The following is a 14,311-nucleotide window of genomic DNA, read 5'->3' on the forward strand; positions in this document are numbered from 1 at the left end:
CCATTATCACTCTGATAATGTGAATTATTTTATTATGAATCATATGGTTAGTTGTGATTTTATTTCTTAGTTAACACTAACTTTGTGTACCAATAAGTTTGCTTAAGCATGGTCGAAAAAGTAGAATAACAATGATTCTCATTTGTTGTGCATTGGTCGGTTTCTACAGACGGGTGAGCGTATAACAAAGGCATATAATATTTCTAAGGCAATACACTTGATGGCATTTTCTCCCCCTTATATACAAGGCTTACGTTCTTCACTCACTTTGCGCCAAAGCCTGTTGGGCTCAAAAGTACTCGTATTGGCTTTGCTACTCATGATGAGTACGTTTATTTCTGCCTCTATTTCGGCGCAGCAATTGGGCGAGATTGATCCGGTAAAAGAAAGCCGTCAAATATTGCAGATGGCGGAATATATCGGGGTTGATTATTCTGAGGCCGTAGTTGATGGGGAAGTCGCAAGTGAAGATGAGTTTGCTGAGATGCAGCAATTTGCTAAGTTAATATTACAAAAAGGCACTGCGTTGCAAGATGCCAATTTGGCAGATTTTGATTTAAGCCAAACTTCAGTGATGGCTAATGCCCAGGCCTTACAACAAGCTATTTTAGCAAAATCCTCGATGGATAAAATTCAAGAACTTACGCAGCACATGCGTCAGCAGTTATTGGCCATGTCACCCGCATTGCAGTTACCCGCTAATTTGTTACCAAAACCTCAGATTGAAAAATTATTCGAAACTAACTGTTCTTCGTGTCATGGCCCCGCAGGGGAGGGTAATGGCCCATTAGCGAAATCATTTAGCCCGCAACCAACGGACTTTACCGAGAAAGAGCGCGCGTTAAATCGTTCGTTGCTTGGTTTGTACGATGCGATTAGCGCAGGTTTAAACGACACGGCTATGCGCGCTTTTACCGAACTCAATGATCAACAACGTTGGTCGTTGGCATTTTATGCAGGCAGTCTAGCGTTTGCCCCAGATGCCCAAGGAACTGAGAGCACATATAATCAGCAAATGTCTAAAGCGCCTCATCTTAAAATTGCTCTGCAAAGCTGGATAAACAATAACCCAGTTCAAATTGTTGCCCAGCACGATAATTTGGCTTTGGCCGATGTCGAACAATGGCGCGCCACACCGGCGGTCTTTTTCAGCCCGTCTGACTCGCCTATTATTACTGCCAAAACTAATTTAATCGCCGCGGTAGATGCTTATCAAAAGGGTAATTTGTCACAGGCTCAAACGTTAGCGGTTAGTGCATATTTAGATGGTTTTGAGCTAATTGAGAATAACCTAGACGCCAGAGACAGCGGTTTACGTAGAACAGTTGAAAGTCAGTTATTAAACTTTCGTAACGTACTTAGTGTTGCAGCAAATAACGAACAAGTGAATGTAGAGTTACAGCAAATCCTAGCTCAGCTTGATCAAGTGGATAACAAGTTATCTGGCGAAGTACTGTCGAACAATGCGATGTTTTCTGCGTCATTAATTATCTTACTGCGAGAAGGGTTAGAAGCACTATTAGTTGTGATCGCGCTTATTACGGTTCTTATAAAGACCCAGCGCCAAGATGCTATCCGTTATGTGCATTATGGTTGGATTACCGCGTTAATTGCTGGTGGCGTGACGTGGTGGGCAGCACAAAGCCTGATTAACATCAGCGGCGCTTCGCGAGAGGTAATGGAAGGAGGGGCAGCGTTACTCGCCGCTGTTATTCTATTTTATGTGGGTTACTGGATGCACAGTAAAACCCAAGCGTCTCAATGGCAACAATATATTCAAAACAACGTAGAGCGTCATTTAGGTACTGGCACACTGTGGGGCTTAGCTGGACTCGCGTTTATTTCGGTTTATCGTGAGGTCTTCGAAACCATTTTGTTCTACCAATCTTTGTTAACGCAGTCTGTTGGTGACGGTAGCCAAGCAAGTTATGTGTGGTACGGGCTAATTGCGGCTGTTGCGATACTGGCGCTTATTACGTGGCTAATGCTCAAGTATTCTTTGAAACTTCCCATCGGGCGCTTCTTTTCGCTTAGCGCGTACTTTATGCTTATTCTCGCTTTTGTATTGGCAGGTAAGGGCATATCAGCTTTACAAGAAGCCGCCGTGATTGCTATTACCCCTTTCCCAATGGACGTCTCGGTAAGTTGGCTAGGCATATCAGCTACGTGGCAAGGAGTATTGGCCCAAAGTGTACTGTTGGTAATTTTTGTGCTTTTGTTATCACGCAAAGAGACCAGTCCTAATACGGTTACGTAAACGTAAAAATCAGATATAAAAAAGGCAGATAATCATCTGCCTTATTCGTCTTTGTGCATCTACGCATTTAGCTCTTTTGAGCACGCACCCTTTAGAATGCGTGACACAAGAGTTGATCGTATTTAGTAGAAGCTAACTTTCGCTTCAATACCAAAGATACGCGGTTGATTAACGATACCGGTTAGGTTGTTAAAGTCGATTGCGCCTTTTACGTTTTCTTCATCTGTGATGTTACGACCGAACAATGCAACTGTGTAGTTATGTTCGAAGTTTTCGTAACCGATGCGTAAACCGCCTTCTACATTTCCGTCTGTTTGAAACTCAACTGACTCGTATAAGAACAAGTTAGTATCGCCTTGGTATGCCCAATCCGTGTATGCAAAGAATTCACCATCGTTACCCATAGGGACTGCATAACGCGCCGTAAAGGTAAAGATTGATTCAGGTGCCTGTGGGAATGGATTGCCGTCGATCGAGGCGTTAAAACCATTAGGACGTGGATCTATTACAGTACAGTTGCCAGTTGAGCCAAACGCTTCGCTAGCACCACAAGGCAATACGGTTAACGTATCGTCTTTTATTTCGGTTTTGTTGTAGCTGTAGCCTGCGGTTAAGGTTAAGTAATCATTAGCCACATATTGGGCGTCAATTTCAAAACCGTAGCCGGTACCTTTATCAGCATTGACCAAGGCAACGTTGTTCGCCCCACCACCGATTGCAGAGAACTGCATATCATCGATTTGATAATAAAAAGTGGCCGCGTTTAAACGCAAAGTGTTATCAAGTAAGTCTGATTTAACGCCAAACTCAATGGAGTTAATCGTTTCTGCATCCGCAACTGAAGGGTCGCCTTCAAAAGCCACGTCGCGGCCTTGAATTGACTGAGCCCTGAAACCATTGGCAAAGCGAGCGAAAAGTGAAGTGTCATCATCAACTTTGTAGTTCGCACTTAGCTCCCAGCTGATTTGACCATCGTCAACATTGATGTCGTCATAATTTTGTACGGTGGCATCACCTGTAACCAGTGCAAAGCCACCAACATTCTGATCGCCAACATGTAATGATTTTTTATCGTGCGTGTAACGTACTCCGCCAGTCACATTTAAGCGCTCGTTAACTTCATAAGACGTTTGGCCGAATAATGCCCAAGTCGTGTTTGAATGAAACACCGTAGTCGCGCCAAAATAGCCATCAATACTGGTTACATTAAATGATGAATCATAATAAAACGCACCGGTCTGCCAGCTAAGCGCATCGTCAGTTTCACTGGCTAAGCGTATTTCTTGGGTAAACTGCTCCAAGTCGTTTAGCTTGTCCTGCGTGACCGCGCTAAAGCCGATGGCACCTGGGAAGGTCAGTACATCTTCAAAACCACTATTAAACGTAGCGGAAGTAAGTCCACTAGGAACAGGCGTGGTTAAATCGTTGGTATAAACACCGCCATCAATATCCCCAAGACTTGAGCCTTCAGCTTCTTCATAAGCGGTAATTGAGGTAAATGACATGTCGTCCATGCCCACATCGAGCTTAAGCGATGCACCGTAGTTGCGATATTCTTGAGGATTGTTATCAGGGCCGTTTCCGTCGATGTCGCCATCGTAATAAATTTTGTCACGGTCGAAGTTTTGATTTAAATCGTTGCTGCCTTTGGTAAATACGTTTGCACGAAAAACAGAAGCAGTTCCGTCTAGTTCACGACCATGCACGTTAAGTAAGGCTGAAAAGTCTTCGCTGGGCGAGAATAATAACTGCCCGCGCCACGCTTTTTCGTCAAAGCCGCCAAAGGCATCATTTTCGCCAGTGTAACCGTTATCGATCCAGTCTGAACGGTCTTGCGATAACACTGAGAAACGACCAGAAAGGTCTTCAGCTAAGCCGCCACCAACAGCACCTTCGACATTCACAGTACCTAAGTTACCAACGCTCATTTTCGCGTAAGCATCAAAATCTTCAGTAGGTTTTACCGAGTCAAACTTAACAATACCTGCTGTGGTGTTACGTCCAAATAACGTGCCTTGTGGTCCACGAATAACTTCTACTTGCGCTACATCGAACAACGGGAAGCTTTTAAGGCTTACGTTTTCTTTTACTACGTCGTCCATCACGATGGATACAGGCTGAGATGCGGCTAGGTCGAAATCTGTGTTGCCTAAGCCACGAATATAAAAACGTGGCGCAACGCGGCCGTTAGACGACTCTGCATAAAGGCCCGGTACACGTACTGCAAGGGCGAGAATATCGTCACCACCAGAAAAAATGCTTTCGAAACGCTCCCCGTTTAAGGTGGCAATTGAAATGGGCACTTCTTGAATACTTTGCGTACGTTTTTGCGCTGTAACTGTGATCTTTTCTAAGCCTTTGTCTTTTGCCGCAGGCGCTTCCTGAGCGTTAAGAACATGGCTGAAAAGGGCACTGTGTATACAGACCGCTAATGCTGCTTTAGATAAGTTGGTCATTGTGTCACCGCTAGTAAATGTGTGGTTATAGTATGTGTGTATCGCTGCGAAATTATCATCGCATTTCTTTGCTTCTCGAACAGTTCATCTTCAGCTTTATCAATTGATTGAATATTCTCACTAGTAGAATCAGCTTTATTCGGATAACGCGTTGAAAAAACTAGGCGAAGCTGGCGGCATATTGTGCCTAAGTATGGCGTTAAAGTCTTGCAAATTTCACCTTGGTTTGACCGAGAGTCGGTGTCTTATTGTGCATACAAGTCATGATTGTATTTGGTTGGTCTATCCGTTGAATTTGAAAAAAGCGCACGCAATATACTGGGTGTGCTCGCGAATATCGCTGTCACAAATCCCACACTAACGTGTATGAATGAACAACCCAATCGAACAAATTAGCTAAAATATGTAACTGAAGTACGAAGTGTTTTAAGGGCGTATAAGCAGGCATCCTATGCCACACAAGGCTGTCACATTTATGAAATATTACTGTCACTTATACGTCATATAGCTGTAATAAAAATGCCACGAGTAACCCCTATCCTTGCGCAAATTCTTAATGAAATACGCTAATCCGAAAGGTTTACGCTGTTTCGCCATTTCCTTCCAAATAGGGTTTGAGTACATGAAGTCTACCATTACGTTATCAGCCAGCTTACTCAGTGTAAGTTTGCTTTTATCTGCATCTGGCTATGCCCAAGAAGATGCATACATTAAGCCGGCCGTTGAAAAAGCGAAAGAGATCAATGACTCAGCCGCTACGTCTCAGCAAAAAATCAATAAGATTAATGATCAAATTGATAATAAATTGCAGCAGTTTAAGACGATTAATAAAGAGACCGAAGGACTAAACGTATACAACTCGCAGTTGCGCAAGCAGATAGCCAGTCAAGTACAAGAAATGGCTGACTTAAATGCTGCTATTGATGACGTAAGTGTTATCGAGCGTCAAATCACACCATTGATGATGCGCATGATAGACGGATTAGAGCAATTTATAGCGTTAGATGTTCCGTTTTTAGAACAAGAGCGTGCGACACGTATTGCTGATTTACACCGCATGATGGATAAAGCCGATGTTGCTCCATCTGAAAAGTTCCGCCGCGTGATGGAAGCCTATCAAGTTGAAATGGATTACGGACGTACGTTAGAAGCTTACGCCGGTTTACATACGATTGATGGTCAAGAACGTAACGTTGACTTCCTTCGTGTTGGCCGTACCGCCTTGATTTATCAAACGCGTGACGCGGGCATGCAAGGTATGTGGAATGCGAAAGCTCACCAGTGGGAAGCGTTACCGTCAAGCTACCGTACCCAAGTGACGAAAGGCCTGCGTATGGCCAAAAAACAAATGGCACCAGACTTACTGATGTTGCCTGTAGCGATCACGGATTAAGAGCACCATGAAGATGAATCAATTAGTTAAAAATATTGCACTTACGTTGTTGGTTACCTTCACGGCAACCACTGCTATGGCCGCTGACCCTCTTCCAAAAAGAGAGTCGGCACTGGATTTAGATGCGCTTCTAAAGCAACTAGAACAAGGTCAGTTTCAACAGACTAAGCAAAATACCCAGCGTGAGAAAGACTTTGCGCAACAACTCGCAGAACAAGATCAAATGTTGCGTGACGCAGGTAAACAGCGTGACAACGCACTTAGTACGTCAGAAACGTTGGAAACACAGTTTGAAGAAAATGAATTCAAATTAGGCGACTTAAACGATGCGCTAACTAAGCGTCTTGGTTCTCTTAAAGAGTTATTCGGTGTGCTGCAGCAAGTCGCAGGCGATACTAAGAGTAAATTCTTTAACTCGGTTATTTCGGCACAAATTCCCAACCGTGCACAATTCCTAGACCAGATGGCGCAATCGATGGGCTCAAGTTCGAAGCTTGCATCTATCGATGAAATCGAACGTGTTTGGTTCGAAATGCAGCGTGAAATGACCGAATCAGGCAAAGTGACACGTTTCAATACCGACGTTGTTGAAGCTGGTGGCGCTAAAGTAAGCAAAGAAGTGGTACGTGTGGGTACGTTTGCACTTATTGCTGATGGCAAATACCTCGATTACGAAGGTGCGACTCATTCATTAGGTGAATTAATTCGTCAACCTGCGGGTCGTTACACCGACAGTGCTCAAGAACTACAAGCATCAAACGGTGAATTAGTGGAATTTGGCTTAGACCCAACCGGTGGTTCAATTCTTAAGCTATTGGTACAAGCCCCCAGCTTAAAAGAACGGGTTGAGCAAGGTGGTTTAGTCGGTTACATCATTCTTATCGTAGGCGCACTTGGCTTACTATTAGCGCTCGAACGCTTAGTCACCTTGAGCGTAATTAAAGCGAAAGTGAACAAGCAGCTTAAGTCAGACAAGTTTACATCTAACAACCCACTTGGCCGCGTTATGCAAGTACGTGACAAATATCCCCATGCTGACACCGAATCATTAGAGCTTCACCTAACCGAAGCGATTTTGGGCGAGATACCTAAGTTGTCTCGTAACCTAACGATGATCAAGATCATTTCAGTTGTAGCACCGCTTATGGGTCTACTGGGAACCGTAACCGGTATGATTAACACCTTCCAAGCGATTACATTGTTTGGTACGGGAGACCCTAAATTAATGGCAGGCGGTATCTCGACTGCATTGGTCACTACCGTACTGGGTTTGGTTGTTGCCATCCCTATGACGTTGTTATACGCCATGCTTAACACCCGCTCTAAAGATGTTGTGTTCATTCTACAAGAGCAAGCGTCAGGTGTGATTGCAGAGCGTGCTGAGCGTATGGAAACAAGTTCAACGCCAAACGCCTAAGGTAATTAGCTATGTTGGAATTTTTCGAAGCAATACGTGATTTTACTGAAACAGGTGGCCAAGTTTTATTGGTCATCGGGTTTCTAATATTCGTCATGTGGTTGCTCATCCTAGAACGCGCGTTATACGTGTTCATTTGGCACAAGGCATATAAGAAAGAAACCATTGCCGCCTGGAAAGCACGTAAAGACCGTCGTTCATGGAATGCAGAGCAAATACGCCAAGCCATGATTTCACGGGTAAGCCTACGTTTAGGTGCAGGTATTCCCATTATCCAAGCGTTAGTCGCCTTATGCCCATTATTGGGCCTAATGGGAACCGTCACCGGCATGATCGAAGTATTCGATGTTATGGCCATTTCGGGATCAGGTAGTGCACGCTCAATGGCATCAGGTGTGTCTAAAGCGACTATTCCTACTATGGCAGGTATGGTCGGCGCGCTATCAGGGGTATTTGCTTCAACGTGGTTAGCGCGTACGACTAAATCAGAACGTACGCATCTAGAAGACGCATTGACAATAGAGCGTAAGTAGCCAGCCTACCGCGCCTAAGAAGAGACAGTTATGAAACAACATTTTCAAAATTTGATGGACGAAGAAGAAGCAGCAATCGACATGACGCCGATGCTTGACGTGGTATTTATCATGTTGATTTTCTTTATCGTAACCGCGTCTTTCGTAAAAGAATCGGGAATCGATGTTAACCGCCCTGAAGCCGCTACGGCAGTGAAAAAAGATCGTGCTAATATCCTGGTAGCTATCAGTGACAAAGGTGAGATCTGGATCAACAAACGCCGTATTGATGTACGCGCCGTGCAAGCCAATATCGAGCGTCTTCATGCTGAAAACCCACAAGGTACCGTGGTGATTCAAGCAGATAAAAAATCGACCACTGAAACGTTGATTAAGGTTATGGACGCGTCGCGTGCAGCCGGTATTACTGATGTTTCAATTGCAGCTCAAGAGCCATAGACCATGCTTAGATATCTGATAGCGATAATCCTGTCAGCCATAGTGACTTTGAGCTTGTTCTTCGTTATGCAATCACTGATTAAAAGTGGTGGCAGTGCGTTAACAGAGCCAGCAAAGGGCAGTGTGCTGGATTTTGTTCGGGTGAAAAAAGAAGAATCCGCCCTGAAAAAAGATCGTAAACCTAAGAAACCGCCTAAGCCAGAACAGCCGCCTCCAGCAATGGAGCAGCCGCAAATGGATTCGCCTACACCGAACGCAGAAGGCAGTGGTATGGACTTCGGTGCCGACGTTAACGAAGGGTTGTCTTTAGATGGCGGTTTGGCACTTGAGTCAGGTGACGGAGAATATTTACCTATCGTTAAAGTGGCACCGGTTTATCCGCGTCGCGCGTTATCTCGGGGTATTGAAGGATTTGTTATCGTTGAATTTACAGTGTCAAAATTAGGCTCAGTAAAAGATCCATTTGTTGTCGAAGCTCAGCCTGCTGATTTATTTAATCAGGCAGCAATTGATGCTGCGCTTAAATTTAAATACAAACCACGGGTAGTAAACGGTGAAGCGGCTGAAGTGGCTGGTGTACAAAACCGTATTACTTTCCAGATTGATGGTTGATTGGGGGCATGATGAGAGTAACAAGTAAAACAAGCAGTCACCTTTCATGCAAGGTTTTAGGATTAACGTTATGCGCCGTAATCGGCCTTGGGTTTAGTGTATCTCCTATAGCCATAAAAGGTGCCCAAGCCCAAGAAGCGAGCAAACGTGAAACGCGCAGAACGCCGGCTCTTAGGGTTAAAGTGTACGATCAGTTGGCACGAGCTCAAGCCTTGGCCGATGAAAACAAGACCGAAGAAGCGTTAGAAGCGCTTGATAACGTCAAAGATAAAGCCAGTTCAATGAACAGTTATGAGCAGGCGATGATGTACAACTTCTACGGCTTTGTTTACTACAATGTTGAGCGTTTTGATGAAGCCATTGCATCATTTGAACAAGTGGTTGAACAGCAGCCTATTCCTGAATCATTCGAACTAAGCACGTTGTTTAGTCTTGCACAGTTGCACATGATGCGCGGTAACTACGATAAAACCGTATTGTTTTTAGAGCGCTGGGAAACACTAAATGCCGCTGTTAATCCAAATAGCGAAATACCAGCCAAAAACTACGTTCTCAAAGCACAGGCAATGTATCAGCAAAAGTCTTACGAAAAAGCGGCAAGCTTTATCGAAAAAGCCATTACGATAGTCGAAGCAAAAGACGATATTCCTGATGAAAATTGGTATGTATTGCAACGCGCTGTGTATTTCGAGTTAAAGCAGCCTGAGAAAGTTAAAGATGTATTACTAAAACTGGTCAAGCATTTTGATGAGCCTAAATATTGGGTACAACTTGGCGGCATGTACGGCGAGTTAGGGGAAGAAAAACAACAGCTAGCCATTTTAGAAACCGCTTATCAGCAAGGTTATATTCAAAGTGGCTCAGATATGTTTAACCTTGCGCAGCTTTATTACTATCACCAAATGCCGTTTAAGGGCGCTCGTTTAATTGAAAAAGGCTTTGAAAGCGGAGTACTAGATAGGAACTTGAAAAATCTTAAGTTTTTGTCTCAATGTTGGGTATTAGCAAAAGAAAATGATGAAGCCGTGCCGGTAATGAAAGCGGCAGCAGATTTATCTGATGACGGCGAACTGAATGCGCAGTTGGGGCAAATTTACCTAAACATGGAAAAATGGCAGCAAGCTATATCCGCGTCAGAGGCTGCGCTTAGCAAAGGCGGTTTGCGTAATGAGGGCACGGTGCACTTGGTTAAAGGCATGGCATTTTTTAATGTGGGCCAATACAACGACGCGCTTAATGAGCTAGCTAAAGCACAAGAGTTTAAAAGCAGCAGAGGCATGGCACAGCAATGGTCTAAGTTCGTTGAAACCGAAAAAGTCAGCAGTGAAAAGCTAACAGTTTCACTTTCTCAATAACGCACTTATGGCATTAACTGAACGAAACCATAACGTTTACTCAGTATAATAAAAACTATAATTCTAAGGTGGTAACCCACGTTAGCAGAGAACCTCTCGCCGCTTATGCATCTCGCTAAGCGGCTTTTTATTTTCTACCTTGTTACTTATTTTTTGCTAAACATTCCCAGCCATTGTTTTACACCATACAAACTTTCAATCTAAAAATTCGATTTATATAATCTACTTTAATTAATTTAAACTATTTAAAAACATCCTTATTATCTATTTCGAAGTCACCCGAAACCAACTTAATGAGGAATATCTCAATGACACAATCACTTATCAATAGCAAAGTTTTACCTTTCAAAGCAACAGCATTCAAAAATGGCGAATTCATTGACGTGTCTGAAAAAGACATTGACGGAAAATGGGCAATCTTCATGTTTTACCCAGCCGATTTCACCTTTGTTTGCCCTACTGAGCTTGGCGACTTAGCGCAACATCATGCGAAATTGCAAGAGCTAGGCGTGGAAGTGTTCTCTGTATCGACTGATACTCACTTTACCCATAAAGCGTGGCACGGCAGTTCTGACACAATCAATCAAATTGAGTTCGCTATGATCGGCGACCCAACCGGCAAAATTACCCGCAACTTCGGTGTCATGATCGAAGAAGACGGTTTAGCACTTCGCGGAACGTTCGTTGTTAACCCCGAAGGCGAAATCAAAATTGCTGAAGTACATGACTTAGGCATTGGTCGTTCTGCGAGTGAGTTACTTCGTAAAGTGCAAGCCGCCCAATATGTTGCGAGTCATGACGGTGAAGTGTGCCCAGCTGCATGGCAGCCAGGTGAAGAAACGCTTACCCCTTCTCTTGACCTAGTAGGCAAAATCTAAAGATAGATATTTGTTGAATAGGGGCTGGTGAGTGTTATTTCACTCGCCCCTACAATGCCGTTCATCAGTCTATGGAGTAACGTATGTTAGATGCAAAATTGAAAAGCCAACTGGCAACCTATTTAGAAAACCTGACTTCACAAGTGGAGTTACGTATAGCTGTTGACGAACAACATCAAGCTAAAAAGTCAGCTGAGATAAACAACCTTGCTAACGAAATTGCAGATTTATCACCATTAGTAAGTGTGGTAAAGCAGAGTAAAAGTGAAATTAGAAAACCGTCAATGGAAGTGGTTTCGGTTGAAAATAACACCTCCATTACTTTTGCTGGTGTGCCGATGGGCCACGAATTTACCTCATTAATACTTGCCTTGCTAAATAGCGGCGGGCATCCGGTTAAAATCAGTGAACAGCAAGTAGCTGAAATAAAGGCGTTGTCTGGTTCATATCAATTTGAGACATACGTATCGTTGAGCTGTCAGACCTGCCCTGGGGTAGTGCAAGCATTGAACGTGATGTCCGTTATCAACCCAAATATTACTAACACCATGATAGATGGTTCACTGTTCCAAGAAGAAGTGAGCGAACGTAATATCATGTCTGTACCGAGTGTTTATTTAAATGGCGAACTGTTTACTCAAGGTGCAGTGACTATTGAGAAGATTTTAAGCAAAATTGACCCACAAGCTCACGTAAAGCAAGCCCAGTCGTTAAACGACAAAGCGCCGTACGATATGTTAATCGTTGGTGGCGGCCCAGCAGGCGCCGCAGCGGCAATCTACGCAGCTCGCAAAGGTATTCGCACAGGTATAGTAGCTGAAAAGTTTGGTGGTCAAGTGACTGACACTATGGCAATTGAAAACTTTATTTCAGTTAAGGCAACAGACGGCCCTAAGTTGGTGTCTGGTCTTGAGCAACATGTTAAAGACTACGACGTTGACATCATGGCTAATAATAAAGCGCTGAAATTATCAAAAGACGGTTTGATAACTATTGAGCTAGAAAATGGCGCGTTATTATCGAGCAAAACGGTGATGTTAGCCACAGGTGCTAGATGGCGTGAAATGAACGTACCTGGTGAGCAGCAATACCGAGGAAAGGGCGTGGCTTATTGCCCTCATTGTGATGGCCCTTTATTTAAAGGTAAACGTGTTGCCGTTATTGGTGGTGGTAATTCAGGCATTGAAGCCGCGTTAGATTTAGCCAATATCGTTGAGCATGTCACAGTACTTGAGTTTGATAGTAAGTTACGTGCGGATGAAGTGCTACAGCGTAAAGCGAAAGCAGCAAAGAATATTGATATTGTCTTAAACGCAATGACTACAGAAGTGCTGGGCGACGGTAAGCGTGTTACTGGCTTGACGTATCAAGACCGAGTTAGCCAAGCGGTTAAGCAGATAGAATTAGCGGGTATTTTTGTACAAATCGGTTTGGTGCCCAATACCGAATGGCTTAAAGGCGATGTCGCTTTAACCGCGCGGGGAGAAATCGAAGTCGGACAACGAGGTGAAACCTCTATTGAAGGCGTATTTGCAGCGGGTGATGTAACAACCTCGCCATATAAACAAATTATCATTGCCATGGGCGATGGTGCAAATGCGGCGTTAGGTGCGTTTGACTACTTGCTTCGCGCGCCGTCTGAAGAAAGTGCCCCATCAGTTGTACGTACAGTCGACGAACAGGCTGCCTAACCCATAGAAAGTGAATATAAATTGTAATCCAAGTTCATTGTGTGACCCCCCTTGCCGAGCATATCCCTGATGTGTCTCGGCTTTTTTATTGTATTTGATAAGTGAAACATTGTAGCCTAAAGCTAGCTTTTGAAAGCGCTTACATTGCGTTGGGCGGCTAGCAAAATGCGCCGGTGCTAAGTCGCGTCAATATCCTGAGAGGAGGGAGAATACAGTGATACAACATAAATTGGTGATTGCAGTAATACTGAGTATTGCAACCTTAGGTGGTTGCGTTATGGCGAATAAGCCAGTCAATCCAGAGGATGCGTCTCAAAAGAGTGAATGGGAATTGGTTTGGGCTGATGAGTTTAACGGTCCGAGTATCGATTCGACTAAATGGAGTTTTGAGCAAAATTGTCACGGTGGGGGGAACCACGAGCAGCAATGTTATACGAATAAAGCAGACAATGCGTTTCAAGCCAACGGCATGTTAAATATCGTCGCTAAGCGGGAAACTTTCACTGGCCCTGCTCAAAATGGAGATACAGAAAACACTGCGACGTTGCCCTATACCTCTGCACGACTTCGAACTATTAATAAAGGCGATTGGCAATATGGGCGTTTCGAAATTCGCGCTAAATTACCGCAAGGACAAGGCAGTTGGCCAGCTATTTGGATGTTGCCAACTGATTGGGTGTACGGTGGCTGGGCTGCGTCTGGTGAAATTGACATTATGGAAGCCGTTAATTTAAAAACACCGTCTGATGCAGAGGGTGTATCACCTGAAACACTAGAGTCTAGAGTGCATGGCACGCTTCATTACGGTGGTTCTGCTCCAAACAATGTGTATACCGGCACACCTTATGTTTTTCCAACTGAACAAAACCCGGCTGATGTGTTTCATCTATACGCACTTGAATGGGAAAAGGGCGAGATCCGCTGGTACATCGATGGTCAGCATTACGCTACTCAGCGTCAGAACGGTTGGTACAGTCAATTTACAGAAAATGGCAAGCTGATGAACGGGGCAGAAGATGCACCCTTTAATCAACGCTTTCATATGTTATTGAATTTGGCTGTGGGTGGCACGTGGTCAGCCAAGGTTAACCAAAAAGGGATAGATGAAAGCATCTTCCCCCAGTCAATGCTAATTGATTACGTTCGCGTATATGAATGTAGCGCAGACCCTGCAACCGGACGAGGGTGTGCAAAGATCAATGCGAACGCAAAATTAGTTAAAGGGAAAACTCCATCTAATGCTGATTAATGTGAAACCGTAACAGCTAAAGTATTCGACAA

General features: G+C 44.1%; 11 protein-coding genes. 10 read left to right on the forward strand and 1 reads right to left on the reverse strand.

What is annotated here, in order from left to right:
* The first annotated feature begins 220 nt into the window (after positions 1-220).
* Positions 221-2,257, forward strand: a complete 2,037-nt coding sequence (locus GQR89_RS04705) for a cytochrome c/FTR1 family iron permease (protein ID WP_158768986.1) — start codon at positions 221-223, stop codon at positions 2,255-2,257.
* 122 nt (positions 2,258-2,379) lie between these two features.
* On the opposite strand, the gene GQR89_RS04710 is transcribed toward GQR89_RS04705, so the two are convergent.
* A complete protein-coding gene (locus tag GQR89_RS04710; protein WP_158768987.1) occupies positions 2,380-4,713 on the reverse strand; it encodes a TonB-dependent receptor in 2,334 nt (777 codons plus the stop codon).
* Positions 4,714-5,335: 622 nt separating this feature from the next.
* On the opposite strand from GQR89_RS04710, the gene GQR89_RS04715 reads away from it, so the two are divergent.
* From GQR89_RS04715 to GQR89_RS04755, 9 genes are all read left to right on the forward strand, one after another.
* Positions 5,336-6,106: a DUF3450 domain-containing protein gene (locus GQR89_RS04715; RefSeq protein ID WP_158768988.1), complete on the forward strand. Its 771-nt coding sequence runs from the start codon at positions 5,336-5,338 to the stop codon at positions 6,104-6,106.
* Positions 6,107-6,119: 13 nt separating this feature from the next.
* The gene (locus GQR89_RS04720) at positions 6,120-7,523 is read left to right on the forward strand and encodes a MotA/TolQ/ExbB proton channel family protein (RefSeq protein WP_158772134.1); all 1,404 of its coding nucleotides are present in this window, start codon (positions 6,120-6,122) and stop codon (positions 7,521-7,523) included.
* Between the two features lie 11 nt (positions 7,524-7,534).
* Positions 7,535-8,056, forward strand: a complete 522-nt coding sequence (locus GQR89_RS04725; protein WP_158768989.1) for a MotA/TolQ/ExbB proton channel family protein — start codon at positions 7,535-7,537, stop codon at positions 8,054-8,056.
* 30 nt (positions 8,057-8,086) lie between these two features.
* Entirely contained in the window at positions 8,087-8,494 is a 408-nt protein-coding gene (locus GQR89_RS04730) for a biopolymer transporter ExbD (protein ID WP_158768990.1), read from the forward strand.
* 3 nt (positions 8,495-8,497) lie between these two features.
* Positions 8,498-9,106, forward strand: a complete 609-nt coding sequence (locus GQR89_RS04735) for an energy transducer TonB (RefSeq protein ID WP_158768991.1) — start codon at positions 8,498-8,500, stop codon at positions 9,104-9,106.
* Positions 9,107-9,114: 8 nt separating this feature from the next.
* Entirely contained in the window at positions 9,115-10,461 is a 1,347-nt protein-coding gene (locus tag GQR89_RS04740; RefSeq protein ID WP_370461017.1) for a hypothetical protein, read from the forward strand.
* A 308-nt stretch (positions 10,462-10,769) separates the two neighbouring features.
* Positions 10,770-11,339, forward strand: a complete 570-nt coding sequence (gene ahpC, locus GQR89_RS04745; RefSeq protein ID WP_158768992.1) for an alkyl hydroperoxide reductase subunit C — start codon at positions 10,770-10,772, stop codon at positions 11,337-11,339.
* Between the two features lie 83 nt (positions 11,340-11,422).
* A complete protein-coding gene (gene ahpF, locus GQR89_RS04750; RefSeq protein ID WP_158768993.1) occupies positions 11,423-13,030 on the forward strand; it encodes an alkyl hydroperoxide reductase subunit F in 1,608 nt (535 codons plus the stop codon).
* 214 nt (positions 13,031-13,244) lie between these two features.
* Entirely contained in the window at positions 13,245-14,279 is a 1,035-nt protein-coding gene (locus tag GQR89_RS04755) for a family 16 glycosylhydrolase (protein ID WP_370461019.1), read from the forward strand.
* Positions 14,280-14,311 lie beyond the last annotated feature (32 nt).

The sequence above is a fragment of the Paraglaciecola sp. L1A13 genome (assembly GCF_009796745.1).
Lineage (GTDB): Bacteria > Pseudomonadota > Gammaproteobacteria > Enterobacterales > Alteromonadaceae > Paraglaciecola.

Excerpts from the sequence above, each read along its gene's own strand:
- GQR89_RS04725 (WP_158768989.1), top strand. The coding sequence starts at position 7,535 with ATGTTGGAATTTTTCGAAGCAATACGTGATTTTACTGAAACAGGTGGC.
- GQR89_RS04720 (WP_158772134.1), top strand. The coding sequence starts at position 6,120 with ATGAATCAATTAGTTAAAAATATTGCACTTACGTTGTTGGTTACCTTC.
- GQR89_RS04735 (WP_158768991.1), top strand. The coding sequence starts at position 8,498 with ATGCTTAGATATCTGATAGCGATAATCCTGTCAGCCATAGTGACTTTG.
- ahpF (WP_158768993.1), top strand. The coding sequence starts at position 11,423 with ATGTTAGATGCAAAATTGAAAAGCCAACTGGCAACCTATTTAGAAAAC.
- GQR89_RS04715 (WP_158768988.1), top strand. The coding sequence starts at position 5,336 with ATGAAGTCTACCATTACGTTATCAGCCAGCTTACTCAGTGTAAGTTTG.
- GQR89_RS04710 (WP_158768987.1), bottom strand. The coding sequence starts at position 4,713 with ATGACCAACTTATCTAAAGCAGCATTAGCGGTCTGTATACACAGTGCC.
- ahpC (WP_158768992.1), top strand. The coding sequence starts at position 10,770 with ATGACACAATCACTTATCAATAGCAAAGTTTTACCTTTCAAAGCAACA.
- GQR89_RS04705 (WP_158768986.1), top strand. The coding sequence starts at position 221 with ATGGCATTTTCTCCCCCTTATATACAAGGCTTACGTTCTTCACTCACT.
- GQR89_RS04730 (WP_158768990.1), top strand. The coding sequence starts at position 8,087 with ATGAAACAACATTTTCAAAATTTGATGGACGAAGAAGAAGCAGCAATC.
- GQR89_RS04740 (WP_370461017.1), top strand. The coding sequence starts at position 9,115 with ATGATGAGAGTAACAAGTAAAACAAGCAGTCACCTTTCATGCAAGGTT.